This window comes from Streptomyces sp. NPDC040589 (genome assembly GCF_055594445.1).
Genome location: NZ_JBVIWP010000003.1, coordinates 677,998 through 704,463, shown reverse-complemented (window position 1 = coordinate 704,463; position 26,466 = coordinate 677,998). Strand labels below are relative to the sequence as shown.

At 71.3% G+C, this 26,466-nt stretch carries 21 protein-coding genes and 1 pseudogene; 11 read left to right on the top strand and 11 right to left on the bottom strand.

What is annotated here, in order from left to right; translation table 11 throughout:
- The first annotated feature begins 30 nt into the window (after nucleotides 1–30).
- A complete protein-coding gene (locus tag ACZ58V_RS15680) occupies nucleotides 31–549 on the top strand; it encodes an NUDIX hydrolase (protein WP_471290388.1) in 519 nt (172 codons plus the stop codon).
- Complete coding sequence (locus ACZ58V_RS15675) at nucleotides 546–1,736, top strand: serine hydrolase domain-containing protein (RefSeq protein ID WP_471290387.1); 1,191 nt, start codon at nucleotides 546–548, stop codon at nucleotides 1,734–1,736. Before ACZ58V_RS15680 ends, ACZ58V_RS15675 begins: the two co-directional genes overlap by 4 nt.
- Nucleotides 1,737–1,743: 7 nt before the next feature.
- On the opposite strand, the gene ACZ58V_RS15670 is transcribed toward ACZ58V_RS15675, so the two are convergent.
- From ACZ58V_RS15670 to ACZ58V_RS15660, 3 genes are all read right to left on the bottom strand, one after another.
- Complete coding sequence (locus ACZ58V_RS15670; RefSeq protein WP_471290386.1) at nucleotides 1,744–3,081, bottom strand: erythromycin esterase family protein; 1,338 nt, start codon at nucleotides 3,079–3,081, stop codon at nucleotides 1,744–1,746.
- A 194-nt stretch (nucleotides 3,082–3,275) separates the two neighbouring features.
- A complete protein-coding gene (gene ppdK / locus ACZ58V_RS15665) occupies nucleotides 3,276–6,023 on the bottom strand; it encodes a pyruvate, phosphate dikinase (RefSeq protein WP_471290385.1) in 2,748 nt (915 codons plus the stop codon).
- A gap of 405 nt (nucleotides 6,024–6,428) precedes the next feature.
- Nucleotides 6,429–7,667 carry an ROK family transcriptional regulator gene (locus ACZ58V_RS15660; protein WP_471290384.1) on the bottom strand — a complete coding sequence of 413 codons (1,239 nt, stop codon included), beginning with the start codon at nucleotides 7,665–7,667 and terminating at the stop codon, nucleotides 6,429–6,431.
- A 121-nt stretch (nucleotides 7,668–7,788) separates the two neighbouring features.
- Between ACZ58V_RS15660 and ACZ58V_RS15655 the strand changes: the two genes are divergently transcribed.
- From ACZ58V_RS15655 to ACZ58V_RS15645, 3 genes are all read left to right on the top strand, one after another.
- The gene (locus ACZ58V_RS15655) at nucleotides 7,789–9,213 is read left to right on the top strand and encodes an MGH1-like glycoside hydrolase domain-containing protein (protein WP_468191566.1); all 1,425 of its coding nucleotides are present in this window, start codon (nucleotides 7,789–7,791) and stop codon (nucleotides 9,211–9,213) included.
- Entirely contained in the window at nucleotides 9,210–11,147 is a 1,938-nt protein-coding gene (locus ACZ58V_RS15650; protein WP_471290382.1) for an amylo-alpha-1,6-glucosidase, read from the top strand. Before ACZ58V_RS15655 ends, ACZ58V_RS15650 begins: the two co-directional genes overlap by 4 nt.
- A 376-nt stretch (nucleotides 11,148–11,523) precedes the next feature.
- Nucleotides 11,524–13,314 carry a sulfatase-like hydrolase/transferase gene (locus tag ACZ58V_RS15645; RefSeq protein WP_468191572.1) on the top strand — a complete coding sequence of 597 codons (1,791 nt, stop codon included), beginning with the start codon at nucleotides 11,524–11,526 and terminating at the stop codon, nucleotides 13,312–13,314.
- Here ACZ58V_RS15645 and dusB read toward each other — a convergent pair whose 3' ends face one another.
- A complete protein-coding gene (gene dusB / locus ACZ58V_RS15640; protein ID WP_468191574.1) occupies nucleotides 13,315–14,448 on the bottom strand; it encodes a tRNA dihydrouridine synthase DusB in 1,134 nt (377 codons plus the stop codon). It lies immediately after the preceding gene.
- Between the two features lie 78 nt (nucleotides 14,449–14,526).
- Here dusB and ACZ58V_RS15635 point away from each other — a divergent pair, with 78 nt between their 5' ends.
- From ACZ58V_RS15635 to ACZ58V_RS15625, 3 genes are all read left to right on the top strand, one after another.
- Nucleotides 14,527–15,981 (top strand): MFS transporter, encoded by a 1,455-nt coding sequence (locus tag ACZ58V_RS15635; protein ID WP_468191577.1) that lies wholly within the window; start codon nucleotides 14,527–14,529, stop codon nucleotides 15,979–15,981.
- Between the two features lie 256 nt (nucleotides 15,982–16,237).
- Nucleotides 16,238–16,630, top strand: a complete 393-nt coding sequence (locus tag ACZ58V_RS15630; RefSeq protein WP_471290380.1) for a hypothetical protein — start codon at nucleotides 16,238–16,240, stop codon at nucleotides 16,628–16,630.
- Nucleotides 16,627–18,447, top strand: coding sequence for a caspase family protein (locus ACZ58V_RS15625; protein WP_468191582.1), 1,821 nt, complete (start codon nucleotides 16,627–16,629; stop codon nucleotides 18,445–18,447). The genes ACZ58V_RS15630 and ACZ58V_RS15625 overlap by 4 nt, the downstream gene beginning before the upstream one ends.
- On the opposite strand, the gene ACZ58V_RS15620 is transcribed toward ACZ58V_RS15625, so the two are convergent.
- Nucleotides 18,448–19,338: an MmyB family transcriptional regulator gene (locus ACZ58V_RS15620; protein WP_468191585.1), complete on the bottom strand. Its 891-nt coding sequence runs from the start codon at nucleotides 19,336–19,338 to the stop codon at nucleotides 18,448–18,450.
- A gap of 96 nt (nucleotides 19,339–19,434) precedes the next feature.
- On the opposite strand from ACZ58V_RS15620, the gene ACZ58V_RS15615 reads away from it, so the two are divergent.
- Both ACZ58V_RS15615 and ACZ58V_RS15610 read left to right on the top strand, forming a co-directional pair.
- The gene (locus ACZ58V_RS15615; RefSeq protein WP_471290377.1) at nucleotides 19,435–20,874 is read left to right on the top strand and encodes an MFS transporter; all 1,440 of its coding nucleotides are present in this window, start codon (nucleotides 19,435–19,437) and stop codon (nucleotides 20,872–20,874) included.
- A 116-nt stretch (nucleotides 20,875–20,990) separates the two neighbouring features.
- A complete protein-coding gene (locus ACZ58V_RS15610) occupies nucleotides 20,991–21,197 on the top strand; it encodes a hypothetical protein (protein WP_382493367.1) in 207 nt (68 codons plus the stop codon).
- Between the two features lie 78 nt (nucleotides 21,198–21,275).
- Here ACZ58V_RS15610 and ACZ58V_RS15605 read toward each other — a convergent pair whose 3' ends face one another.
- Both ACZ58V_RS15605 and ACZ58V_RS15600 read right to left on the bottom strand, forming a co-directional pair.
- Nucleotides 21,276–21,683, bottom strand: coding sequence for a PH domain-containing protein (locus tag ACZ58V_RS15605; protein WP_272115006.1), 408 nt, complete (start codon nucleotides 21,681–21,683; stop codon nucleotides 21,276–21,278).
- 34 nt (nucleotides 21,684–21,717) lie between these two features.
- Entirely contained in the window at nucleotides 21,718–22,710 is a 993-nt protein-coding gene (locus ACZ58V_RS15600; RefSeq protein WP_468191593.1) for an immunity 49 family protein, read from the bottom strand.
- 133 nt (nucleotides 22,711–22,843) lie between these two features.
- Between ACZ58V_RS15600 and ACZ58V_RS15595 the strand changes: the two genes are divergently transcribed.
- The gene (locus tag ACZ58V_RS15595; protein ID WP_468191595.1) at nucleotides 22,844–23,317 is read left to right on the top strand and encodes a hypothetical protein; all 474 of its coding nucleotides are present in this window, start codon (nucleotides 22,844–22,846) and stop codon (nucleotides 23,315–23,317) included.
- Nucleotides 23,318–23,321: 4 nt separating this feature from the next.
- Here ACZ58V_RS15595 and ACZ58V_RS15590 read toward each other — a convergent pair.
- From ACZ58V_RS15590 to ACZ58V_RS15575, 4 genes and pseudogenes are all read right to left on the bottom strand, one after another.
- Nucleotides 23,322–23,664, bottom strand: a pseudogene (locus ACZ58V_RS15590) (transposase); the annotation flags it as partial.
- A 141-nt stretch (nucleotides 23,665–23,805) separates the two neighbouring features.
- Nucleotides 23,806–24,672, bottom strand: a complete 867-nt coding sequence (locus tag ACZ58V_RS15585; RefSeq protein ID WP_471290375.1) for a GNAT family N-acetyltransferase — start codon at nucleotides 24,670–24,672, stop codon at nucleotides 23,806–23,808.
- Nucleotides 24,673–24,762: 90 nt separating this feature from the next.
- Nucleotides 24,763–25,350 carry a TetR/AcrR family transcriptional regulator gene (locus tag ACZ58V_RS15580; protein ID WP_471290374.1) on the bottom strand — a complete coding sequence of 196 codons (588 nt, stop codon included), beginning with the start codon at nucleotides 25,348–25,350 and terminating at the stop codon, nucleotides 24,763–24,765.
- A 25-nt stretch (nucleotides 25,351–25,375) separates the two neighbouring features.
- Entirely contained in the window at nucleotides 25,376–26,380 is a 1,005-nt protein-coding gene (locus ACZ58V_RS15575; protein ID WP_471290372.1) for an aldo/keto reductase, read from the bottom strand.
- Between the last annotated feature and the right edge of the window lie 86 nt (nucleotides 26,381–26,466).

Here is a 26,466-nt window from a genome sequence, read left to right as displayed (position 1 = left end):
GGCTGCCCGGCCGACGGAAGGAACATCACCGTGGACACGACCGTGCCCGCCCCCGACGCACAGCCCGTGCTGCCGCGCGCCGAGTGGGTCAAGACGCTGCCGCAGACCATCGTCGCGTCCTGCGTCCTGCTCCTCGACGCCGAGGACCGGATCCTGCTGCTGCGCTATGCCGGGTGCCAGCCCGGTGCCGGGCTCTGGGGGCTGCCGGGCGGCATGCTCGACCATGGAGAGGACCCGGTCGGTGCCGCGCGCCGGGAGCTGTACGAGGAGACCGGCATCCTCCTCGACCGGGATCCCCGCCTCATCGGCTACGACCACCGGGCCGACGTGAAGGGCACGGGCCCGGTGATCGACTTCTACTTCCACGGCGGCCGCCTCCCGGCCGGGCTGTCCGTCACGCGCAGCGCGGAGCACGACGACGACGGACTGTTCGCCCTGAGTGACCTGGAATCCACCCCGCTGACGAACCAGCTGCCGACCCTGACCGCCCTGCACACCGCCGCGCTGACCGGCACCGCCGTATGCCTGCGGGAAGGCCTGCCCCAGTGAGCGCGCCGTACCGCCTGGCGGCGGTCGTCCTGGCTTCTCTCGCGCTCTCCCTGGGCCTCGGCGCACCCTCGTCCCCGGCCACCACACCTCTCCCGCCTGAGCGGCTGCGACAGGAGGCGGCCAGAGCCCTGGAATCCACCCGGGCGGTCAGCGTCCATATCCGCTTCCGGGACGGACGGCACACCGTCGAGGCGAGCGTCGGCGAGGCCGCCCTCGGCACCGGCCGGCCCGTACCGGGCGGCGCGCACTTCCGGGCCGCCAGCGTCACGAAGTCCTTCGTGGCCGCGACCGTGCTGCACCTGGCCGCCGAGCGGCGGCTGTCCCCGCGGGACACGGTGGAGCACTGGCTGCCCGGCCTCGTCCAGGGCCACGGCAACGACGGCAGCCGCATCACCGTCGAGCACCTGCTCCAGCACACCAGCGGCCTGCACGACTACGACTCCACCGAGCTGACCGGCCGTACGGCCCAGGAGTTCGAGCGCAGACGCTTCGACCGCATCGACCCCGAGCGACTCGTCGACGCGGCCCTGCGACACGCCCCGGACTTCCCGCCCTCCGGCCCCGACGACCCGAGCCCCCGCTGGAGTTACTCCAACACCGGCTACCACCTCCTGGGCGCCGTCATCGAGAAGGTCACGGGGCGCCCCTGGGCCGTGGAGGTGCACGACCGGATCATCCGTCCGCTGGGGCTGCACGGCACCAGGGTCCCCGGGGACGATCCGTATCTGCCGGAGCCGTACGCCCACACCTACCACCGGTTCGCCGGGTCCGCCGGCTCCACCGACACCACCGTCCGGAACATGGCGTGGGCCGGTACCGCCGGTGCGCTCGTCTCCACCTCCCGCGACCTGGACCGGTTCTTCACGGCCCTGCTCACCGGCCGGCTGCTGCCGCCCCGCGAGCTCGCCGCGATGCGCCGCACCGTCCCGGGCAACGAGGAGCACCAGCGGTTCACACCCGGGCTGCGCTACGGCCTCGGCCTGATGGAGCAGCCACTGCCGTGCGGCGGCAGCCGCTGGGGCCACCACGGCGACCTCGAGGGCACCTTCGTCAGAACGGGCTTCACCGCCGACGGCAGGCGGTCCGTGGTCGTCACGGTCAACGGCCGGACCACCGACGACACCCAGCTCCTCACCACCGAGAAGGCCCTCCAAGGACTCATCGACCGGATGCTGTGCCGGCCATGACCGGCGCTCAAGCCGTCGGCAGCAGGTCGGCGTCCCGCACCCGCTTCAGATGGATGAGGACGTCGAAGCAACGGCCCAGCGCGATGTCGAACTCGTTGCGCTCCTCCGGGTAGGCGGTGCCGACACTGCGCGTGGGCCGGGCCGTGCCCAGCCAGTGCCGGGCCGGGGGCGGGGCGGTGCGCAGGTCCAGGACGTAGCGGTCGTGGCGCACCCGGTCCAGCGTGTGCTCGTTGCCGCCGGGCCGGGCGGGGCCGACCGTGTGGGTGAGCATGTGCGTCTCCTCCGGGTCGGTGGCCTTGAACGCGCCACGGCCGAAGGTGAGCCCGATGCTCACATAGCCGCTGCCGAGCCGGTCGCGCAGGAACGCGCCCTGTGTCCTGGGCAGGACCTTCGGGTCCTCGGGTTCGTAGCCGATGTGGTTGTTGTGGCCGGCCAGCAGGATCCGGTGCCCGGTGTGCTCGTGCCACCAGACGACGTTGTCCGCCATGACCTCGTCCCGCCACCGCATGGCCTCGGCGACCTGCCGCGGATCCGCGAAGTCGAAGCCGTAGCCGGTCGCCGTCTGGTCGATGACCGTGGCGTGCCGCAGCACCCTGGCGAACTCCTCCCGGCCCGGCTCGTCGCGTGGCTCCAGTGACTCCGTCAGCTTCAGGGCGCGTCCGGTCCGGGAGGCCATCTCCTGCCGTTCGGCGAGGGGCCGGGCCAGATACGCCTTCTGGTACTCGCCGGAGGGGCGGGCCGGCCGCAGCCCCCGGTACAGCGCCTCGAAGCGCGGCAGGAGTCCGGGACGGACCCGGGCCACATACTCCGTCACCCGGTCGTAGAGCTCCGGTCCGGTGTAGCCCCAGTCGTCGCCCATGAAGCGGACCGGGTCCTCGGGGTGCTCGCGGTTGTACGCCCGCATCCACTCCACCAGCGCCAGGTTCTCGGCGGTGTTGTTCAGCACGTAGGTGTACTGGAAGTCCTCCCGCATGATGCGCCGCGGGTCGCCCTCGCCGTGCACGACGTAGTCGTCGAGGCGCGCTCCGGTGCTCCATGCCGTCTCCAGGGCGAAGGTGCGAAAGCCCCGACGCTCCACCAGGTACCGGAAGACCCGGTCCTTCACCGCGAGGAACTCGTGCGAGCCGTGCGTCGCCTCCCCCGTCCCCACCACGACCGCACCCCCGACCGCCCTGCCGACCGGCCGGAGGTCGCCCGTGTCCCCGCCGGGTTCAGCACTGCGCAACGGACTCGCGGCCCGCTCCAGAGCCGGCACCACCGGATCCCCTGCCGTCCCGCGAGCGGCGGCGGCCGCGGGGACCGGGAGGAGGAGGGACAGCGACAACGCCACCACGAGAGAGGTCATACGGCGCAAGGAAGGCATATCCGCATAGGTGCCCGGTGCCCGATCCCGCCGAACCTGCCCCTACCCGAACGGAACGCGCGAGAGCGGGGCGGCACCTCCGCACAAGGTGTCGCCCCGCTCTTCTTCGTGCGCCGGAGCCGCCGCGATCGGTGAGGGTCGGGGACCGTCGACGGCTCCGGGTTCTGTGGCCCGGGCTAGCGGTGGTCGCTGCCCTGGGACTGGACCGCCGCCCGGCCGGCCTCCAGGCGGGCCACCGGGATGCGGAACGGGGAGCAGGAGACGTAGTCGAGTCCGACCTCGTGGAAGAAGTGGACCGACTCCGGGTCGCCGCCGTGCTCGCCGCAGACGCCGAGCTTGAGGTCGGGGCGGGTCTCGCGGCCGGCCTTGGCTGCGAGCTTCACCAGGGAGCCGACGCCGTCCCTGTCGATCGTCTCGAACGGGGAGACGCCGAAGATGCCCTTCTCCAGGTACGCCGTGAAGAACGAGGCCTCCACGTCGTCCCGGCTGAAGCCCCACACCGTCTGCGTCAGGTCGTTCGTGCCGAAGGAGAAGAACTGCGCGGCTTCGGCGATCTGACCGGCGGTCAGGGCGGCGCGCGGCAGCTCGATCATCGTGCCGATGGACAGCTTGAGCTGCGCGCCCGAGGCCGCCTCCACCTCGGCGATGACCTTGTCGGCCTCCTCGCGCACGATCTCCAGCTCCTGCACCGTGCCCACGAGCGGGATCATGATCTCGGCGCGCGGGTCGCCCTTGGCGGCCTTGCGCTCGGCCGCGGCCTCGGCGATCGCCCGGACCTGCATGGTGAACAGGCCGGGGATGACCAGGCCGAGACGGACGCCGCGCAGACCCAGCATCGGGTTCTGCTCGTGCAGCCGGTGCACGGCCTGCAGCAGGCGCAGTTCGTTCTCGTGCGGCTCCTGGCGGGACTCGGCGAGGGCCACCCGGACGGACAGCTCGGTGATGTCCGGGAGGAACTCGTGCAGCGGCGGGTCCAGGAGGCGGATGGTGACCGGGAGGCCGTCCATCGACTCGAAGAGCTGGACGAAGTCCTGCTTCTGGAGCGGGAGCAGCTCCTTGAGGGACTCCTCGCGCTCGGTCTGGGTGTCGGCCAGGATCAGCCGCTCCACCAGCTCGCGCCGGTCGCCGAGGAACATGTGCTCGGTACGGCACAGGCCGATGCCCTGGGCGCCGAAGCGGCGGGCCCGCAGCGCGTCCTCGGCGTTGTCCGCGTTGGCGCGCACGCGCAGCCGGCGCTTGCGGTCGGCGAAGGCCATCATCCGGTGGACGGCCTCGACGAGTTCGTCGGCGTCGTCGGCACCCGGGTGCATCCGGCCCTCGAAGTACTCCACGACCGGCGACGGCACGACGGGTACCTCACCGAGGTAGACCTTGCCCGAGGAGCCGTCGATGGAGACGACGTCGCCCTCCTCGACGACATGCCCGCCCGGGACGGTCATCCGGCGGCGCTTGGTGTCGACCTCCAGCTCCTCGGCGCCGCAGACACAGGTCTTGCCCATGCCGCGCGCGACGACGGCCGCGTGGGAGGTCTTGCCGCCGCGCGAGGTCAGGATGCCCTCGGCGGCGATCATGCCGTCCAGGTCGTCGGGGTTGGTCTCGCGGCGGATCAGGATGACCTTCTCGCCGGAGCGGGACCACTTCACGGCCGTGTACGAGTCGAAGACCGCCTTGCCGACCGCCGCGCCCGGCGAGGCCGCGATGCCCCGGCCGACCTGCTCGACCTTCGCGCTCTCGTCGAAGCGCGGGAACATCAGCTGCGCGAGCTGGGCGCCGTTGACGCGGGTGAGCGCCTCGGCCTCGTCGATCAGGCCCTGGTCCACCAGCTGGGTCGCGATACGGAAGGCCGCGCCCGCGGTGCGCTTGCCGACCCGGGTCTGGAGCATCCACAGCACACCGCGCTCGATGGTGAACTCGATGTCGCAGAGATCCTTGTAGTGGTTCTCCAGCGTCTCCATGATCTGCATCAGCTGGTCGTACGACTTCTTGTCGATCTGCTCCAGATCGGCGAGCGGCACGGTGTTGCGGATGCCCGCGACCACGTCCTCGCCCTGCGCGTTCTGCAGGTAGTCGCCGTAGACGCCCTGGTGGCCGGAGGCGGGGTCGCGGGTGAAGGCGACGCCGGTGCCGGAGTCGGGGCCGAGGTTGCCGAAGACCATGGAGCAGACGTTGACGGCCGTGCCCAGGTCGTGCGGGATGCGCTCCTGGCGGCGGTAGAGCTTGGCCCGGTCGGTGTTCCAGGAGTCGAAGACCGCGTGGATGGCGAGGTCCATCTGCTCGCGCGGGCTCTGCGGGAAGTCCCGGCCGGCCTCGGTCTTGACGATCTTCTTGAACTTGGTGACGAGCTTCTTGAGGTCGGCCGCCTCCAGCTCGGTGTCGACCGTGACCTTCTTGGCCGCCTTCGCCGCCTCCAGCGCGTCCTCGAAGAGCTCCCCGTCGACGCCGAGGACGGTCTTGCCGAACATCTGGATGAGGCGGCGGTAGGAGTCCCAGGCGAAGCGGTCGTCGCCGGCCTGCTTGGCCAGGCCCTGCACCGACTTGTCGGAGAGGCCGATGTTGAGGACGGTGTCCATCATGCCGGGCATGGAGAACTTGGCACCCGAGCGCACCGACACCAGCAGCGGGTCGTCGGCCTGGCCGAGCTTCTTGCCCATGCGGGCCTCGAGGGCGTCGAGGTGTGCACTCACCTCGTCACGCAGTGCCGCCGGCTCCGCGCCGCTGTCGAGGTAGACCTTGCAGGCCTCGGTGGTGATCGTGAAGCCGGGCGGGACCGGCAGGCCCAGGTTCGTCATCTCGGCGAGGTTGGCGCCCTTGCCACCGAGGAGGTCCTTGAGGTCCTTGTTTCCCTCGGTGAAGTCGTAAACGAACTTCACGCCCTCAACGCTCGCGGCCTGCTCGGCTACCGGGAGATCTTTGTTTTCCGACACGGGTCTCGACTCCTCGAGGACGCGGTGGCTGCCCTGACGGCGAGGAACATACCCAGATCGAAGGCGTCTGGGTACGTCCATGCGCGCGTCATGCGCCTGTAACCACTCGTCCGCCAGCGGATCGAAAGTCAAGGCTTGGCAAGCAATCACAGCCGCATGTGTTCACTTCTTGAACGCATGAACCTCCATCGAGCTCCCTGAGCGCTCACCTGAGCGGCCTTCGGTACGCTTGAGTTCGATCGATGAACGATCAAAGCGTGGCACTCAGTGCCACCCTTTGGAGAAGTGCAGCCGCTCATGATCCGCTCATCTGAGCGCAACCCTTATCAGAGGTGGCGAGAATCACGCTGCCACAGCTCGCCGGATTTCACCATGCGGACGCGTGGCGGGGTCGAAATGTCCCTGTCACACTCCGAGCGCCCGCAGCCGCTCCTCGACCCGCTCGGGGGCGTACAGGTGCTCCACGACCATCGCACCCGCCCCCACCAGCCCGGCTCGCTCGCCGAGCCGTGAGGTCACCACGTCCAGGTGGGCCGTGGAGCGGGGCAGCGCCCGCTGGTAGAGAAGTTCGCGCACCCCTGTCAGGAAGGGAGTTCCGGCCAGATCCCCGGCGATCATCAGCACGCCGGGGTTCAGCAGGGTCACGACGGTCGCCAGGACGTCCCCGACCCGGCGCCCGGCATCCCGGGCGAGACCGACCGCCTCGGGGTGCCCGGACGCCAGCAGGTCCCGCACATCCGAGCCGGAGGCCGCCGGCACCCCGGCCTCCGCCAGCCGCCGCGCCACCGCCCCACCGCTCGCGACGGCGGCCAGACAGCCGTACGAACCGCACCGGCACAGCGCCTGGGAGCCCTCCGGCACCCGGATGTGCCCGATGTCCCCGGCGCCCCCGTCGATGCCCCGGAAGACCGAGCCGTCCACCACGACCCCGGCGCCGATGCCGGTGGAGACCTTGACCAGCACGAAGGCGGAGCAGTCGGGGTAGCCGGTGCGCTGTTCGCCGTACGCCATGAGGTTGGCGTCGTTGTCCACCAGCACGGGCACGGCGGCGGCGCCGGTGTGCTCGGTGAGCGCCCGGGCCAGCCGGGCCCTTATGCCGTAGCCGTCCCAGCCAGGCATGATCGGCGGCTGGACGACGCGGCCGGTCTCGGTGTCGACCGGGCCGGGCACCGCGAGCCCGACCCCGCACACCGACTCGGCCGGGCAGCCCGCCTTCTCCAGCAGCTCGGCGAACCAGCGGCCGAGTTCGCCGAGCACGGTGTCCGGCCCGTCCTCGACGGCCAGAGTGCCGGAGTGCTCGGCGAGGATCTCGCCGCTCAGCGACAGCACGGCCGCCCGCGCGTGCCGGGTGTCGAGGTCGGCGGCCAGGACGACGGCGTGCTCGTCGTCAAACTCCAGGGTGATGGAGGGGCGTCCGCCCAGCGGGGAGTCCACCGGTCCCCCGGCGCCCTCGCGCAGCCAGCCCGCGCGGAACAGCCGGTCGAGCCGCTGCCCGACGGTGGCCCGGGACAGTCCGGTCGCCTGCTGCAGGGCACCCCGGGTCACGGCGCGGCGACTGCGCACCAGTTCGAGCAGTTCGCCGGCGCTCGCCTGGCCGGCACCTCGTCCCGTCCTCTGTCCCGTTCTTCCGGGCTGTCCGGTCATGCACACCCCCTTGTGTTTCTCAACCTTGCCTTACATAGTGGGTTTTGCGTGTTAAATAGACGTAACCCCACGGTAGCCGCAGCCGAACCGGTCGGCTGGACGTCTTTTCGGAGAGCCCCGAGTGGACCGCACCGCCCAACGCACCCCCCGCCCCGCGGGACGCACCGTTGCATACGATCCGTCCAGTACGGCGCCCGGTACCGCACCGCCCCTGCACGTCAGGGCCGCAGCCGTGCTGGAGGAAGGCTGGACGGGGACGTCCACCGTGCCCTCGCGCAGCCTGTATCCGCACCAGTGGTCGTGGGACTCGGCGTTCATCGCGATCGGGCTGCGGCACGTCTCGCCGTTACGCGCCCAGACGGAACTGGACACGCTGCTGGCGGCCCAGTGGGCGGACGGGCGGATCCCGCACATCGTCTTCAACCCCTCCGTCCCCCTCGACGCGTACTTCCCGAGCCCCGACTTCTGGCGCTCCTCGACCGCGGGACGCGCCGCGGGCGCCCCGCGCACCGTACAGACCTCCGGGATCACGCAACCACCGGTCCACGCGCTGGCCGTGTGGCTGGTGCATCTGGCCGACCCGGGTCTGTCGCGGGCGCGTGGCTTCCTCACCCGGATGTATCCCCGCCTCGCGGCCTGGCACCGGTATCTGCTGCACCGGCGCGACCTGGGCGGGGGCGGGCTGGTCTCCGTCGTGCACCCGTGGGAACAGGGTATGGACAACAGCCCCTGCTGGGACCGTCCGCTGTCCCGGGTCACCCCGGCCCCGGCCCGCTCCTTCCGCCGCGCCGACCTCGACCACGGCTCCCCCGAGGGCCGGCCGACGGATCTGGACTACGGGCGGTACGTGCGGCTGGCGAGCGACTACCGGGACCGCGGATACGCCGACGGGGCAGGGGAGTTCGCCGTGGAGGACCCGGCGTTCAACGCGCTGCTCATCGCCTCCGAGTACGCCCTGGCCCGGATCGCCCACGAGCTGGGCGCGGCTTCGACGGCCCGGCAGGCCCGCGCCGAGCGGCTCACCGCCGCCCTGGTGGAGCGGCTGTGGGAGCCGGCCGCCGGGATGTTCCTGTGCCGGGACGTGCGCGCCGGGGAGCTGATCCCCGAGCGCGGTGTCTCCGGGCTGATCCCGCTGCTGCTGCCGACCCTGCCCCGCGACCTCGCCACCACCCTGGTCCGCACGATGTGCGGCCCGCACTTCGGCCTCGGCGGCACCACCCGCCTGGTGCCCAGCTACGACCTGCTCGGCGAGGCCTTCGACCCGCACCGCTACTGGCGCGGCCCGGCCTGGATCAACACCAACTGGCTCCTGGAGGGCGGCCTGCGGCTGCACGGCGAGCGCGGCCGGGCCGACGCCCTGCGCAAGGGCATCCTGCACACCGCCGACGCCTCCGGCTTCGCGGAGTACGTCGACCCGTACACGGCACAGGCCTGCGGTGCCACCGGCTTCGGCTGGACCGCCGCGCTCACGCTCGACCTGCTGCACGACCGGCCCGCAGGGGACAGAAACGGCGTCACGGCGATCAAGGGAGGGGACCAGGGATGACGGACCGGCATCATCTGCTCGTGCACGGCGGGACGTTCGCCGCCGTGGGTGACCGCGGCGACATCAGCGGCTACCGGGGCGGCAGCGCCCCGGACGGAGTGTTCGTACGGGACGCACGGCATCTCAGCCGGTGGCAGCTCACGGTGGACGGGGCCGTGCCCGACACGCTGACGCCGGTGGCCGACGGGGACACCGCGCGCTGCGTCCTCGTCCCGCGCGGTGGCCGCAACGAGCCGCCCGCGTACACGCTCTTCCGTGAACAGGCCGTCGGCGACGCCTCGTTCGTGGAGTCGCTGCGCATCACCAGCAACCGCCCGGCGCCGACGACGGTCCGCCTCGCGGTCACCGCCGACGCCGACTTCACCGACCAGTTCGAGCTGCGCTCGGACCACCGCACCTACACCAAGGCCGGTGCCGTCCGCTCCCGCCAGGTCCTCGGGCACGGCGTGGAGTTCACCTACCGGCGCGGCGAGTGGCGCTCGTGTACGACGGTGACGGCCGAGCCCCAGCCGGACGCCGTGGAGGAGACCGGCACCGGCGCCCGCCGCCTGGTGTGGACCCTGGAGCTCGCCCCGCACGGCACCGCCGAGCTGGTCCTGCGGGTCATGGCCCGCCCGCACGGCGAGAAGCGGGCCCTGCGCGTGCCCCGCTCCCCGGCCGCCGTGAGGGAGCAACTGCTGGCCCGGGAGGGTGAGTTCGTGGAGGGCCTGGCCTTCCCGACCGGCTGGCCGGAGCTGGCCGCGGCCTGCTCCCGGGGTCTCGCCGACCTCGCCGCGCTCCAGGTCCCGGCGAAGGGACCGGACGGCGAGGAACTGCGCGTCCCGGCCGCCGGCGCCCCCTGGTTCCTGACGCTGCTGGGCCGGGACGCCCTGCTCACGTCGCTGTTCGCGCTGCCCTACCGGCCCCGGCTGGCCGCCGCCACCCTGCCCGCGCTCGCCGCGACCCAGGCCACGGACACCGGCGCGAGCGAGGTCGCCCAGCCCGGAAAGATCGTCCACGAGGTGCGGCACGGCGAACTGGCGCACTTCGGCCAGGTCCCCTACGGCCGCTACTACGGCTCGGTCGACGCCACACCGTTGTTCCTCGTCCTCCTCGGCGCCTACACGGAGCAGACCGGCGACCACGCCCTGGCCCACCGCCTCCAGTCCCACGCCCGCGCGGCCGTCGGCTGGATGCTCGACCACGGCGGCCTGACCTCGCGCGGCTACCTCGTCTACCGCGCCGACCAGGGCGGCCTCGCCAACCAGAACTGGAAGGACTCCCCCGGCGCCATCTGCTCCGCCGAGGGCACCCGCCCCAACGGCCCGGTGACGGCCGCGGGCGCCCAGGGCTACGCCTACGACGCGCTGCGCCGCACGGCGTGGCTGGCGCGCACGGTGTGGCAGGACGGGACGTACGCGGACCTGCTGGAACAGGCGGCCGGTGACCTGCGCGACCGTTTCCAGCGGGACTTCTGGATGGAAGAGCGCTCCTTCCCGGCGCTCGCGCTCGACGGCCGGGGCGCCCAGGTCGACGCCCTGGCCTCCGACGCCGGGCATCTGCTGTGGTCGGGCCTGCTGGACAAGGAGTACGGCGAACAGGTCGGCCGGCGCCTCCTCGAACCGGACTTCTTCTCCGGCTGGGGCGTGCGCACCCTGGCCGCCGGCCAGCCGGCGTTCCACCCGCTCTCCTACCACCGCGGCTCGGTCTGGCCGCACGACAACGCGCTGATCGCGCTGGGCCTGGCCCGCTACGGACTGCACGACGAGGCCCGCGCCATCGCCCGCGGCCTGGTCGACGCGGCGACCGCGACCGGCAACCGGCTCCCCGAGGTCCTCGCGGGCTACGGCCGCGACACCCACCCGGAGCCGGTGCCGCACCCGCACGCCTGCGTACGCGAATCCCGCTCGGCCTCGGCCCCGTTGGCGCTGCTCACGGCGGTCGGGGGCGTCTGACCGGACGATTGGCCGGGGCCTGTCGTTCGGGTCAGGACGCAGGGAATCGGCGGCATCTCGTCACGCCGGTGAGCGGGGTCTGGTGCGTGCAGCTGCAAGGCGGAGGAGGGAGTCGACGCGATGGGGGCACCGCCCGCGCGAGCGCAGCCGAGCGTGGGGGAGTCGGCGACCGACGACAACGCCGCAGATGCGCGTGCCAGACCCCGCGTCTGCGACCTGACCCGAACGACAGGCCCTAGCGTTTGCCGGGTGTTTGCCGAGCGCTGGCCCGGCGGGCTGAACACACCTGGTGGACGCACCGTACGGAACTGAGGCGGACCCGACCCCCCACGCGGGTCCGCCACCTCACCGGGTTTCGTACGGGAAGGACCTCCGGGTGCCTGTCTTCACACGCTTCGGCCAGTCATCACGGTCAGAGTCCACGTCGGCATCGGCGGAGGAGACTCCCGCATCGGACGACGTACCCGTCACACCCGAACCCGCCGCCCGCCCCACCCTCAGATCCCGGCTCACCGGCCTCCGCGCCCGTCACCCCCGCGCCGCCCGCACCCTCCGCCGGACGACCACCACCCTCGCCGCCGCCCTGGTCCTCGGTGCCCTGCTGCTGCCCAACACCCTCCCCGCCGTGGGGCCGAGGAGCTTCACGCGCATACCGGCCGAGGCGGTCATCGGGGCCGTCGTGGTGTTGTGGCTGCCGCGTCGGCCCCGGCTGGTCGCGGCGGCGCTGTACGGGCTCGGCCTGACCGCGCTCACCGCCGTGAACCTGCTCGACATGGGGTTCAACGAGTATCTGGGCCGGGGCTTCAACGCCGCGCTCGACTGGGACCTGCTGCCCGACGCCCAGGCGTACGTCGGGGACACGCTGGGCGGGGGCGTCGCGACCGCGGCCGCCGTCGGCGCGATCGTGCTGGTCCTGCTGCTGGCGGCCGTCATGGTCGCGGCGACGATCCGGCTCAGCGACCTGCTCGTACGCCACCGGCCCCGGGCGGCCCGGGGCGCGCTGATCGCCGGCGTCGTCTGGGTGACCTGCTCCGCCCTGGGCCTGACGCTCTTCGGCGGGCCGATCGCCTCCGAGCGCGGCGCCGGAGCCCTCCGGGTCCACGCCCAGCGGACGGTGGAGTCCCTGCGCGACGAGGCGGCCTTCGCGAAGCACGCCCAGGCGGACACCTTCGGCAACACGCCGCCCGGCCAGCTGCTGCCCGACCTGCGCGGCAAGGACGTGATCTTCACGTTCATCGAGAGCTACGGCCGCAGCGCCATCGAGGACCCGATCATGGCGCCCGGCGTCGACCGCACCCTCGACACCAGCGGCAAGGCCCTGGAGAAGGCCGGCTTCGCCGCCCGCAGCGGCTGGCTGACCTCGGCGACCTACGGCGGCAGCAGCTGGCTCGGCCACTCCACGACCATGTCCGGCCTGTGGATCGACAACCAGCGCCGCTACCGCACGGTCACCGCGGGCGACCATCTCACCCTCACCAAGGCGTTCCGCAAGAGCGGCGCCTGGGACACGGTCGGCGTGATGCCCGGCGTGCAGAAGGGCTGGCCGGAGGAGAAGTGGTACGGCCTGGACAAGCTCTACGACGCCTACGACCTGGGGTACAAGGGCCCGAAGTTCAGCTGGTCGACCATGCCCGACCAGTACGCGCTGGAGGCGTTCCAGCGTCAGGTGCACGGCAAGAAGCGCGACAAGCCGCTGATGTCGTTCGTCATCCTGACCTCCAGCCACCAGCCCTGGGCCCCCATCCCGAAGATGGTCGGCTGGGACGAACTCGGCGACGGCTCACGCTTCGACGCCATCGAGAAGGCCGGCAACAAGGCCTCGGACATCATCACCGACACCACCAAGTCCCGGCAGGAGTACGGCAAGTCCATCCAGTACTCGGTCACCAGCCTCACCCAGTGGCTGGAGCGCTACGGCACCGACGACACCGTCCTGGTCTTCCTCGGCGACCACCAGCCCATGGCCCGGGTCAGCGGCACCCGCGCCAGCCGCGACGTGCCGGTCTCCATCGTCGCGAAGGACCCGAAGGTCCTCGACAGGGTCGCCGACTGGAACTGGACGGAGGGCCTCAAGCCCGACCGCGACGCCCCGGTGTGGAAGATGAGTTCCTTCCGCGACCGCTTCCTCAAGGCGTACGGCTCCACGCCGCACCGCTCGGGAGGCTGATCAGCCGCCGGAGGTGTCGAGTTCGGCGTCCTCGCCGACCCCGGCACAGTCGTAGGGGTCCTTCAGCCAGCCGTCCGGCAGCACCACCCGGTTGTTGCCGGACGTACGGCCCCGGGGCCCGTCGGCGCCGGCGGGCCAGGGCTGGTCGAGGTCCAGCTCGTCCAGGCCGGACCGCAGCTCTTCGAGCGAGGAGGTGATCGCGAGGCGCTTGCGCATCTCGGAGCCGACCGCGAAGCCCTTCAGGTACCAGGCGACGTGCTTGCGGAAGTCGATGACCCCGCGCGCCTCGTCCCCGATCCACTCACCGAGCAGCGTGGCGTGCCGGACCATGACGTCGGCGACCTCGCGCAGCGCCGGGCGGGCGATGTCCTGGGTGCGCCCCTCGAAGGCGGCCACCAGGTCGGCGAACAGCCACGGCCGCCCGAGGCAGCCACGCCCCACGACGACACCGTCGCACCCGGTCTCGCGCACCATCCGCAGCGCGTCCTCCGCCGACCAGATGTCACCGTTGCCGAGCACCGGGATCTCCGGCACGTGCTCCTTCAGCCGGGCGATGGCGTCCCAGTCGGCGGTGCCGCCGTAGTGCTGGGCGGCGGTGCGGCCGTGCAGCGCGATGGAGGTGACGCCCTCCTCGACGGCGATCCGGCCGGCGTCCAGGAAGGTGATGTGGTCGTCGTCGATGCCCTTGCGCATCTTCATCGTCACGGGCAGATCGCCGGCGCCGCTGACGGCCTCGCGCAGGATGGCCCGCAGCAGGTTCCGCTTGTACGGCAGCGCGGATCCGCCGCCCTTCCTCGTGACCTTCGGCACGGGGCAGCCGAAGTTGAGGTCGATGTGGTCGGCGAGGTCCTCTTCCGCGATCATGCGGACGGCCTTGCCGACGGTCGCCGGGTCCACGCCGTACAGCTGGATCGACCGGGGCCGCTCCGTCGCGTCGAAGTGGATGAGCTGCATGGTCTTCTCGTTGCGTTCGACCAGCGCCCGGGTGGTGATCATCTCGCTGACGAACAGGCCCTTCCCTCCGCTGAACTCCCTGCACAGGGTGCGGAAGGGCGCGTTGGTGATCCCGGCCATGGGGGCCAGGACGACGGGGGGCTGGACGGTGTGCGGGCCGATGTGGAGGGGCGTGGACATTCCTCCATTGTGCCGTGCAATGAGACGGTAAAATTCATTAGTTAGCCACACTATCGAAATCGGCGTACGATGGCCCGCATGCCCGAGCTCAGCCCCCGCCGCCGCATGCTGGTGCTCGCGATCTGCTGTATGAGCCTGCTGATCGTGAGCCTCGACAACACGGTCCTGAACGTGGCCCTGCCCTCCATGCAGCAGGACCTGCACGCGAGCACGTCCGGCCTGCAGTGGACGATCGACGCCTACACCCTGGTCCTGGCCTCGCTGCTGATGCTCGCGGGCTCCACGGCCGACCGGATCGGCCGCAAGCGGGTCTTCATGGCGGGCCTGGTGGTCTTCACCATCGGCTCGGTCCTCTGTTCCCTCGCACCGAACCTGGAGGCGCTGGTCGTCTTCCGGATGGTGCAGGCGGTGGGCGGCTCGATGCTGAACCCGGTCGCCATGTCGATCATCACCAACACGTTCACGGACCCGCGTGAGCGGGCCCGGGCGATCGGCGTGTGGGGCGCGGTCGTCGGCATATCGATGGCCGCCGGCCCGCTGGTCGGCGGCCTTCTCGTCGAGTCGGTCGGCTGGCGCTCCATCTTCTGGATCAACCTGCCGGTGGGCCTGGCCGCCCTGCTGCTCACCCTGCGCTTCGTCCCCGAGTCCCGCGCCGGCAAGGCCCGCCGCCCCGACCCGGTCGGCCAGCTCCTGGTGATCGCCCTCTTCGGTTCCCTGACGTACGCGATCATCGAGGCGCCGAGCACGCCGTTCGCCTCGACAGCCCCGCTGGCAGCGGTCGCCCTGGCTGCCTTCCTCGGCCTGCTCTGGTACGAGCCGCGACGCGCGGAACCCCTGATCGATCTGCGGTTCTTCCGCTCGGCGCCGTTCAGCGGGGCCACGGTCATCGCGGTCAGCGCCTTCGCAGCGCTGGGCGGGTTCCTCTTCCTGTCCACGCTGTACCTCCAGAACGTGCGCGGCCTGACCGCCCTGGAGGCGGGTCTGTGGATGCTGCCGATGGCGGCCCCGACGTTCCTGTGCGCCCCGCTCTCCGGCCGCCTGGTCGGCACGCGCGGCCCACGCCTCCCGCTCCTGATCGCCGGCTTCGCGATGACCGCGAGCGGCGTACTGTTCGCCGCGTTCGAGGCCGAGACCTCCGACGTCACGCTCTTCGCCGGATACGTCCTCTTCGGCATCGGCTTCGGTTTCGTCAACGCGCCGATCACCAACACGGCGGTGTCCGGGATGCCGCGCGCACAGGCGGGTGTCGCCGCGGCGGTCGCCTCGACGAGCCGACAGCTCGGGCAGACGCTGGGGGTCGCCGTGGTGGGCGCGGTGCTCGCCTCGGGGGTGGGCTCGTCGTCGTACCGGGAGATGTTCGTGTCGGCGGCGCGGCCCGGGTGGTGGATTCTCGCGGTGTGCGGTTTCGCTGTGCTGGCGTTGGGGGCGGTGACGAGTGGGCGGTGGGCTCGGGGGACTGCCGAGCGTGCGGCCGAGAGGCTGAAGTCCGCGGAGGTGCGTGATGTGGCGGTGACCGCGGATCGTGCCTCGTAGCCGTGGTTCATCGCCCTCTCGACAACACGGCGTGTGCCTGCGGCGGTTGGGGAATCGCCCTTGCGGCCACGGACGTTGCCGACGTTGATCCACCCCAAGTCGAACGAGGAACCTCACGGTTGAACCGTGAAACTCATTCCCCCGTCGGCGACTTGCCACCCCGCCCTGAGCAGCGGAAACTGTAAGTGAAGACGTAGAGCCCACCGATGGTCCGACTCTGCGCCGCCCCGAGAGCACGAACAGAGGGGCTGAGCCAGTGGACAACACACTGCACATCCTCCTCGCCGAAGAGGACGCGGAAGCCGAACGTGTCGCGGAGCTGACCGGCTACCTGCGCGAGGAACTGCTGGAGCTCGACGTGGACGACGTCACGACGCTCCCCGGCGGGGAGGTACCGCCCGGAGCGCGGGCCGTGGACGTCACTCAGATCGGTGCCCTGCTGGTGACCCTGGGCAGTTCGGCAACCGCCCTGAGCCAGGTGGTGACCGTGATCCGGTCGTGGCTGGGCAGGCGCCATGACACCCACCCGTCCCTGCGTCTGCAGATGGGCGAGGACGTCCTGGAGGTGTCCGAGGCGACCGACGATCAGGTCGCGGAGGCGTTCAAGGTCTTCGTCCAGCGCCATTCCCCGGCCGGAGCCGAGCCATGACGGATTCCAGACACGCGCTGATCATCGCCAACGACCGGTACGACGACCAGGGGCTCAAGAAGCTCAAGGCCCCCGCCCAGGACGCCGCGGCCCTCGAGAGGGTGCTGCACGACCCGCAGATCGGCGACTTCGAGGTGGAGGTCGTGCACAACGCCTCGGCCGACCTCATGCGCAGGCGCATCCAGGGCTTCTTCAACGAGCGCGGCCGCGCCGACACGCTCCTGCTGCACTTCTCCTGCCACGGCCTCAAGAGCGAGTCCGGCGAGCTGTACCTGGCCGCGAGCGACACCGAGCCCCCGCTGCTGGCCGCCACGGCTGTCCCCTCCCAGTTCGTCCGCGGTTGCATGTCCGGCACCCGGGCGGGCCGCAGCGTCCTGTTCCTCGACTGCTGCTACGGCGGCGCCTTCTCCCGGGGCTCGTCCTCCGTACGCGCTTCCGGAGATATCAACGTCCTCGAGTCGTTCGCGAAGGACGAGCCGGCCAGTGGGCGGGGCTGGGCCGTCATCACCGCGTCCGACTCCATGGAGTACGCCTTCGAGGGCAGCAAACTCGCCGAGAACTCCGCTCCGCGGCCTTCGCTGTTCACGCACGCGGTCGTCGAGGGCCTGGAGACCGGCGAGGCCGACCTCGACGCGGACGGGAACGTCTCGCTCGACGACCTGTACGAGTACGTCTACAGACACGTCCGGGAGCAGAACCCCCATCAGACGCCGAAGAAGGCGGCGGAGCTGCAGGGGGAGCTGCATCTGGCACACAGTCGGCGTGGCGGCATCAGGATCGTTGCCATTCCCTCGCCGCCCTCCCTGCAGGCGGCCATGAAGAGCGACGACTTCCTCACACGGCAGGGCGCCGTGACGGAGTTGCGCAAACGACTGCAGCGCAGGGAGCTGCCCATGGCGGAAGGGGCGCGTCAGCACCTGGAGGAGGTGGCGCGGAACGACATCCAGCCGATCGCCGAGCTGGCGTCCGACGCCTTGAGCGAGATCCACCTGGCACCGTCCCCGGACCACCTGGACTTCGGCCTGGCACCAAGGGGCTCGCCCCCACGGAAACAGTCCGTGACCCTGCACGGCCCACCGCTGGCCCGTCACTGCCTGGCCCAGCCCAACCAGGCGTGGCTGCGGGTCGATCCGACCCGGAGCGGTCTGGACGTCCACGTCGACACGGCCGCCGAGGGGCACCTGTCCGGCGACATCGTGCTCAAGGGTGTGGCCGACGAGTCAGTGATCCACGTCGAGGCGGTGGTGGGCCCGGCACCAGAGCCCGGAGGCCCCACGGAGCCCGAACCCCAGCCCTCGAACGACTCCACAAGGCCGATGCCCGGAGCGGACGGCAAGCAGACCCCGGTGGTCGTCGGGCCCTCGCACATCCCGCCCCCTCCCAAGACGCCGCCCCGGACCGCTACACACCAGCCGCGAACGGACCGGTCATCCCCGTCCCGGCGCGCTCCCGCCCTTGCCGGTGCCGCCCTCGCCCTCGCCGTCACGGCGGTCATCACGCTCGTACTGGCCATCCAGGCGGCGGTGGCGGCCGTCATGGAACGGGGCGACGCAGGGGTGTACGGCAACATCGAGGACAACGTCCGCGAGCACGGAGCGCTCACACCGCTCATCGTGTGCCTGATCACCGGTGCGGTGGCGCTGGTCGTCGGCGCGTTCGCCCGGCACGATCTGGGAGCACGGTGGGAGCAGTACACGAGCAAGGCGGCGAGCGGTACGCACACTCTGACCGCGATCGCGAAAGGCCTGGCGATCCCGGCATTGATCCTGGCCGTCCTCGCGGGCATCACCTACCTGGTGGGCAGTGGCCAGTGGTGACTACCTCCGCCCCATCGAGGCGATCGCCTGCAGCCTCTCCAGCCGCTCCCGGGACTCCTCGTCCGCCGGTACGTAGGTCACGATCCGCGGCCCCGCCCCCGGCGTCAGCCACAGGTCCGTGTGATCGACGGCGATGCGGCCGACGTGACGGTTGAGGAACTCCTTGCGTTTGGTGCGGTGGGCGACGACCTCGTGGCGGTCCCAGGCCGTGCGGAACTCCGGGGATTCCGTGCGCAGGCGCTTGAGCAGCATCTTCCAGGCGGGCTCGGTGAGATGGCCGGCCATCGCGGCGCGGAAGCGGGCCGCCATCAGGCGCTGGGTCTCCTCCAGGTGCACGATCGACGACTGCCACTCGGCGTGCGTGTAGGACAGGACCATGCAGTTGCGGTTCTCGGGCGGCACCGTGTCCAGGTCGCACAGCAGCAGCCCGTACGTGCGGTTGTAGGCGAGGATGTCGTACCGGCTGTTCTGCAGGCACGCCGGGAACGGCTCGACCTGCTCCAGCACCGCCCGCATCGCCGGCGTGACCGACGGGCACGTGGTCGCGGGCGTCGGGTCGGCGACGCCGGCCAGCTGGAAGAGGTGGGCGCGCTCGCCGGGGTCGAGCAGCAGCGCGCGGGCGAGCGCGTCGAGGACCTGGACGGAGACCTGGATGTCACGGGCCTGCTCCAGCCACGTGTACCACGTGACACCCACGGCGGAGAGCTGGGCGACCTCCTCACGGCGCAGACCCGGCGTACGGCGCCGGCGGCCCCGGGGCAGGCCGACCTGCTCGGGGGCGATCCGCTCCCGGCGGCTGCGCAGGAACGCCGCCAGCTCGTGCCGGCGGACATCCCCGTCGCGGGGCGCCTCGGGCGCGCGTACCGCCGTCTCCTCAGCCATGGTCGTCATACCCTCCAGCCTGCCGCCGCCCGGACCCTGTTTCCAGGTGGTGTGGCTACCAGGATAAGGACACTCTGGTACCAGCCTGAGTGAGGCAGCAGGCTCATGACCGTGACCACGGAATCCCTCACCTCACGCTCCGTCCGTTCGCCCGCCGCCCCGGCCCCCGTGCTCGGCGGGCTCGGACTGTTCGCGGTGCTGCTGGCCGCGGCCCTGCCCCTCGTCGACTTCTTCATCGTCAACGTCGCCCTGCCCACCATCGGCACCGACCTCACCGCGAGCGAGTCGGTCCTCGAACTCGTCGTCGCCGGGTACGGGGTGTCGTACGCCGTGCTGCTGGTCCTCGGGGGCCGGCTCGGTGACCTGTTCGGCCGGCGGCGGCTGTTCCTCGGCGGTATGGCGGCCTTCGGGCTGACCTCGCTGGCGTGCGGACTGGCTCCGGACGCCTGGTCGCTGGTCGCGGCCCGGGTCGCGCAGGGCGCGTCGGCCGCCGCGATGCTGCCGCAGGTACTGGCCACCATCCAGGCCACCACGACCGGCCCCCGGCGCGCGAAGGCCATGGGCCTGTACGGCGCGACCGCCGGGCTGTCCATGATCGCCGGACAGATCCTCGGCGGAGTCCTCGTCGCGGCCGACATCGCCGGTACCGGCTGGCGCTCGGTGTTCCTCGTGAACGTGCCGGTCGTCCTCGCCGGCCTGGTGCTGGCCGTGCGGGTGGTCCCCGAGACCCGCTCGCCGCGACCGGAGCCGGTCGATGTCCCCGGCACGTTCCTCCTCGCGGCCTCGCTCCTCACCCTGCTCGTCCCGCTCACCGAAGGGCGGGCGGCGGGCTGGCCGTTGTGGACGTGGCTGTCGCTGGCCGCGTTCCCGTTCGTGGCGGCGGCGTTCTACGCGGTGGAGCGCAGGGCCGACCGCGAGGGCCGTACACCGCTGGTCCCGCCGAGCCTGTTCGCGCTCACCTCCCTGCGCCGCGGACTGCTGCTGGTGCTGCCCTTCTCCATCGGCTTCAGCGGCTTCATGTTCGTGATCGCGGTGGCCTTGCAGGAGGGCGCCGGGCTCGGCCCGGTCGCCGCGGGCCTGGCGCTCGCGCCCCTGGCGGTGGTCTTCTTCGTCTTCTCCCTGCTGGGCCCCCGGCTGGTCGCCCGGTACGGCACGCGCGTGGTGACGGCCGGTGCCGTGCTCCAGGGCGTGGGTCTGGCGCTGATGGCCCTGGCCGCCTGGCGCTTCTGGCCGCACCTCGGTTTCGTCGAACTGCTCCCGGGCGCGGCGATCGCCGGCGCGGGCCAGGCCCTTCAACTGCCCGTCATCTACCGGGTCATCCTCTCCGAGGTGCCGCCCGCCCGCGCCGGCGTCGGCAGCGGCGTGATGATCACCACTCAGCAGTCGGCACTGGCCCTCGGTGTCGCCACCCTGGGCACGCTGTTCCTGTCCCTGGTCCCGGGGATGGGCATGCGGGACGCCCTGGTCACGACGCTGCTGGTACAGCTCGCCGGGGTGGTGCTGACAGGTCTGCTGAGCCTCAGGCTGCCGCGCACGGTCGTCTGAGGCATCTCACGGCCTGATAACTCGCATCCGGGGAAACCCCGTTGATGTTGGTCTTGCCGCACACTCCTTACTGCGAGCGGACCGGACGGGCCGGATTCCTGGACGCGGGAGGCGTCATGACGCAGATCGACACCAGCAAGGTCAGCCGCTGGGACCAGCACGGCCGCGAACACGTGGTGCGGGTCCAGCGCACGGGCATGCAGCGCACGATCAGATGCGACACCTGCGGCTGGCGCAGAGGCGCGCAGTTCCTGCCCTGGCTGAAGGCGGAGGAACATCTGGCGGAGGCACACCAGGCGACGGTGGACCCGACGGCGGCGTGAACGGCCGGGCGTGTGGCCCTGGTCCGTGTCTTTCGGATCATCGCGAAAGACGCGGCCTGAGGCTCGGCGCCGGCGGGGCTACCGGGGTCGCAGGGCGTGGAGATCCGGCAGATGGCGTTCGCCGACGTGGGGCAGGGTGGTCTTCCGTCCTTGGCTGTCGCACAGACGTACGCGCTGCCTCGGTGGGGACGAGTCCGTCTCCACGACGATGTCCTGGATGTCGGGCCAGGCCCACTTCCGCACCCGCACCACCCCGACCACGGCGATCCCGCTCGCCCGCACCACCGTGCGGGCGCGCCACAGGGACAGGGCCCACACGCCGTCGACGATGGTCAGAACTCCTATCAGGATCGCCGCGACCCAGCCCGGCAGGTCGTTGATGACCACCTCTAGCACCCCGCACGCCAGCATCAGCGCGATGAGCGCGAGCACCTTCAGCCGCGCGCGTCTGTCGGCGCGGTACTCCCGCAAGATCACACCCGTCACGCCCGTCACACTCATGACCCGCCCCCCGGGTGGCCTACTTGGCGGCCCAGTAGCCCAAGTTGTTCCGGTTCCCCTCCGCCGCCCGGCGCGGCGCGTCCGGCGATCCCAGCAGACCGTACGGCAGATACCCGGACCGGACACCGAGTTCCCACCCATGGACCTGGACGGCGAGGCAGGCCAGGGCGAGGGTGCCGAGGGGGAGGAGGGACCGGGGCGCGGGATCACCGGCATCGGCCTCGACGCTCGCCCGGTACGCGACCAGCCGGGCGACGAGGGCGTCCTCGAAGGCGTGCTGGTCGTCGTCGAGGAGTACGCGGAGCAGCCGCTGGTCCGCGCTCAGCGCGTCGCCGGCCTCGTCGAGCCGCCGGGCGGCCTCCGCGCGCTCCCCGGCGTCGGGCTTGCGCAGCGGAACCGTCGGCCAGTCGCGGGGCAGATGCCCGGCCGCCTCGGTGAGATAGGGGCACAGGGCGTCCATGGCGGCGAGGTCGGCGGGGTCGGAGACGGAGGTGTACCGGTTGTAGGGCACGCCGTCACGGATGGCGGGCGCGTAGTCGCCGCGCAGCAGCAGCCCGGTGACCCGCTCCCAGTCCCACACATGCCCGCTGACGACACACATCTCGAACATGTCGAGCCAGGTCCGCGCGGTGGGCGCCTCCTTGACGACGTCCCGGAAGGTGATGGGCCCGTCCCCGAACTCGTCGTCGTCCGGGTCGGTGCTGATCCGCTCCCCGACGAGGGGGAACCGGAGTTCCTGGTCCCCGTTCGGGAAGCACATGATGCTCAGCACTCCGTGCACACACTCCGCGGCGGTGACGGCGACCGTGCCGGCCGCGGCGTCGAGCCCCGGCTCCGTCACCGTTCGCGCGGCGACATGGTCGAGCAGTTCGTCCGCCATGGCCCGGATCAGCGTCGGCGAGATGCTGCCGTAGCGCAGCGAGTGCCACCGCGTGTAGGCCCGCCCGTCGATGTCGTCGAGCGCCTCGGCCAACCGCTGCTCGCCGACCTGATGGCATGTCACATCCCGCACGTGCCCCGTCCCTTCATGAACTCCACGACTGGACGAAGCACGTTATCAACGGGCACTGACAGCACCAGGCCGCTTCGTCGATCACCACGAGAGAGTCAGTTTCGGGGCAGGAGCGGCGCTGTAGATTCGCCCGGTGACCTACGACATCATGCTCGTGCGGGTTCAGCCGGGCCTGACGCTTCAGGAAACGCTTGACCGCCTCAACGCCGACTTCGATCTCGATGCCGACCTGCCGCTGCTCCAACTTACTCACGCGCAACGGAACGAGTGGGACCGAATCCTGAGACGAGTCTCGCGGGACATTGGTCCCGTCGAGTCCGAGGAGTACCTGTACAGCCTCACGCTTGAGACCGTTGGTCCGCCAGGGCGCGTACAGCTCGACTACTGCGGCGACACAGCCCACATCGAGGTCGCTTACCGCCATTCGGGTCCGGCGGCGTTGGAAGTGATGGAGCTGGCCTATCGCATCGCTCGCATCGTCGAGGACGAAAGCGGCTTGACCGGACACGACTTCGAGGTGGACCAGCCCACCCGAACCGGTGCCTGTGTCAATGCGGCCGCCCGGCTGAGCAGCGTCTCTGGATGGGCACAGCAGCACTTGAGTTAGCGGATCATCGGGCGGACCAGAGGAAGATGCCTGCGATGTGGAGCCCGGCGAGGCAGATGGTCGCGGTCTTCTCGTAGCGGGTGGCGATACCGCGCCACTGCTTCAAGCGGTTGATGCACCGCTCGACGGTCTTGCGTTACTTGTACGTCTCTCGGTCGAAGGCAGACGGTCTGCCACCGGATCGTCCGCGTCGCCGCCGGTGGGCCTGCTGGTCGGCCCCTTCGGGGATCACTGCTCGGATGCCGCGTCTGCGCAGGTGGTCGCGGATCTCCCGGGAGCGCCTTGTCGGCCAGGACCAGGTCGGGTCTGGTGCGAGGCCGCCCCCGGCGGCGAGGAACACGCAGATCGCGTCGATCACCTCTCGATCATCCCGCCAGCGGCCACCCCCGCTTCGGCGTCCGGTCCGGGAGCAACGGCCCGATCCGCGCCCACTGCGCATCAGTCAACGACACACCCGAACCAACGACCGACCGATCCAAACGAACCGCCTAGTAGATGATCGAGGGCAGGTACGCCCCGTCGGGCTCGTTGTACAGGCCGATGGTCATCAGGCTCATCAACTGCACGACCTTGAGGCCGTTGGACAGGCACCACCTCAGCAGCACACTGTCGCTCGCGGGTACGAGGATGCCCGGGCCGGCGAACTGCGGGGCCGCCGCGATCAGGGCCTGTACGTCCGGGGTGGTCTCGCCGACGGCGTGCGCGAAGAAGGCGAGGTCGGTGGCGTACCCGGTGACGCGTCCCTCGCGCTCCACGACCCGGGCGGTGCCCTGTTTGAGCCCGTCGGCAACCTCGCCACCCCGGTCGAAGCCGTGGACCTGCCGGCACACGTCGTTGCAGGCGCCGAGGTCCGCGTCCGTGGCCTCCCGCACCGCGTGGCCGGGCATCGCACGCCCGATCGGCGGGCCTTGCACACAGGCCACCGTGGCCCGGTGGACGAAGCCCAAGCTCACGTACAGCGAGAACGACCTGTTGTGGTAGCCGGTCTGCAACAGCCGGATGCCCGGCGCCCCGCGCTCGTCGGCCCGCTCCATCACGTCCCGCATCAGGCGGCGGCCCACGCCCGCGTTCTGCCCGGCGGGGTCGACGGTGACGGGCCCGACCCCGACGACGGTCGAGCGTTCGTCGAGGAAGTTGCTGCCCACGATCCGCCCGTCGAGCTCGGCGACGACGCTGTAGAAGCCCGGGTGCGTCAGGGCTCCCTCGATCACCGCGACACCCACGTCGGGGCTCGGGAAGTCAGGAGGGAACGCATGCTCCTCGGCGATGCCCGCGAAGGCCTCGTAGCAGATCCTTCCGCACTCAGCGGCATCGTCCGAAGTGCCCGGGCGCAGTATGAGATCCACGATCGCCATCCCCTTCTCAGCGCCCCCGCGCGGCCACCCACCCCTCGCATCCCATCCTGTGCCCCTCCCGGCCGACGCGCACCCGGTACGGCGATCCCCTCAGGGCCGCAACCCTCGCACCACCAGCTCCACCACCACCTCGAACTCCCCCTCCACACCGGGCTGCTCCCACTCCCGCGCATAGCAGGGGTCATGGAACCGCCCCGTCGCCTGGAACACCGCGCGGGCCGAGGCCTCCGGGTCGGCAGCGGTGAAGCTGCCGGTCTCCACGCCGGCCTCGATGATGCGGGCCAGCTGGGTGGTGAGGTCGGTGATGTGCTCCCCCACCGCCGTACCGGCCTCGTCCGTGAGGACCGTGTACGTGGCGAACAGCTCCGGATCCTCGCCCGCCTTGCGGCGCTTCGCGGCGAACAGCGCGGCGAGCCAGTCCCGCAGCCGGGCCTCCGGGGCACTGCCGGCCGCGACGATTCCGGACAGCTCCCCGGACGTGCGGTCCAGCCAGCGTTTGGTGACCGCCTCGCGCAGCGCCGCCTTGGTGCGGAAGTGGCGGTAGACGCTGCCGTGGCTGACACCGAGCGCCCGGGCGACGTCCACGACGGTGGCCTTGGCCGGGCCGTGGCGCCGCAGCACCTCCTCGGTGGCCTCGAGGATGCGCTCGGCGGTCAGAGTCTCGCTGGTCGGTGCCATGCCCTGACCGTACCCGGAGCCCGGTTCAGCTCTCGAGGTGCGCCATCTGGGCCGCCGGGTAGCGGTCGCCGGCGGCGGCGCCGGCCGGCACGGCCTCCTCGATCGCGGCCAGATCGGCCGCTTCCAGCGTCAGGTCCAGCGCGCCCAGCGCCTCCGTGAGCCGGTCGCGGCGGCGGGCGCCGACCAGGGGCACGATGTCCTCACCGCGCGAGAGCACCCAGGCGATGGCCGTCTGCGCGACGCTGACGCCCTTCTGCTCGGCGATCTTCCGCAGCGCCTCGACCAGGTCCAGGTTGTGCCGGAGGTTCTCGCCCTGGAAGCGCGGCGACATCGCCCGGAAGTCTCCCGCGCCGAGCTGCCGGTCCGCGGTGAAGTGGCCCGATATCAGGCCCCGGGAGAGCACCCCGTACGCCGTGATCCCGATGCCCAGCTCACGCGTGGTCGGCAGGATCTCGTCCTCGATGCCGCGCGATATGAGGGAGTACTCGATCTGGAGGTCGGAGATCGGCGCGGTGGCGGCGGCCCGGCGGATGGTCTCGGCGCCGACCTCGCTCAGGCCGATGTGCCGCACGTATCCCTTCTCGACGAGCTCCGCGATCGCGCCGACCGTCTCCTCGATCGGCACGTCCGGGTCGAGGCGGGCGATGCGGTAGACGTCGATGTGGTCGACGCCGAGCCGCTGGAGGGAGTACGCGGCGAAGTTCTTCACGGCGGCGGGCCGCCCGTCGTAGCCGGACCAGCCGCCGTCCGGGTCGCGCAGGGCGCCGAACTTCACGCTGACCAGCGCCTGTTCACGCCGGGCGGCGGGGGCCGCGCGGAGGGCCTCGCCGATCAGCAGTTCGTTGTGGCCCATGCCGTAGAAGTCGCCGGTGTCCAGCAGGGTGAGGCCCGCTTCGAGCGCCGCATGGAGGGTCGCGATGGATTCGGCCCGGTCCGCCTCGCCGTACAGCGCGGACATGCCCATGCAGCCGAGACCGAGGGCGGAGACCTGGGGGCCGGTGGTTCCGAGGGGTCGGGTTCGCATCGTCATGCCAACCACCATGACATGACAGCTGACAGATTTCAATATCTGTCAGCCCATACTTGTCATCCTCCCGGAGCTCTCCCGGCTCCCTC

Bases quoted from the DNA above. Each gene is read 5' to 3' on its own strand.
- ACZ58V_RS15615 (WP_471290377.1), top strand. From the start codon at position 19,435: ATGACCGTGACCACGGAATCCCTCACCTCACGCTCCGTCCGTTCGCCC.
- ACZ58V_RS15620 (WP_468191585.1), bottom strand. From the start codon at position 19,338: ATGACGACCATGGCTGAGGAGACGGCGGTACGCGCGCCCGAGGCGCCC.
- ACZ58V_RS15580 (WP_471290374.1), bottom strand. From the start codon at position 25,350: ATGGCACCGACCAGCGAGACTCTGACCGCCGAGCGCATCCTCGAGGCC.
- ACZ58V_RS15635 (WP_468191577.1), top strand. From the start codon at position 14,527: ATGCCCGAGCTCAGCCCCCGCCGCCGCATGCTGGTGCTCGCGATCTGC.
- ACZ58V_RS15625 (WP_468191582.1), top strand. From the start codon at position 16,627: ATGACGGATTCCAGACACGCGCTGATCATCGCCAACGACCGGTACGAC.
- ACZ58V_RS15610 (WP_382493367.1), top strand. From the start codon at position 20,991: ATGACGCAGATCGACACCAGCAAGGTCAGCCGCTGGGACCAGCACGGC.
- ACZ58V_RS15585 (WP_471290375.1), bottom strand. From the start codon at position 24,672: ATGGCGATCGTGGATCTCATACTGCGCCCGGGCACTTCGGACGATGCC.
- ACZ58V_RS15575 (WP_471290372.1), bottom strand. From the start codon at position 26,380: ATGACGATGCGAACCCGACCCCTCGGAACCACCGGCCCCCAGGTCTCC.
- ACZ58V_RS15660 (WP_471290384.1), bottom strand. From the start codon at position 7,667: ATGACCGGACAGCCCGGAAGAACGGGACAGAGGACGGGACGAGGTGCC.
- ACZ58V_RS15670 (WP_471290386.1), bottom strand. From the start codon at position 3,081: ATGACCTCTCTCGTGGTGGCGTTGTCGCTGTCCCTCCTCCTCCCGGTC.
- ACZ58V_RS15650 (WP_471290382.1), top strand. From the start codon at position 9,210: ATGACGGACCGGCATCATCTGCTCGTGCACGGCGGGACGTTCGCCGCC.
- dusB (WP_468191574.1), bottom strand. From the start codon at position 14,448: ATGTCCACGCCCCTCCACATCGGCCCGCACACCGTCCAGCCCCCCGTC.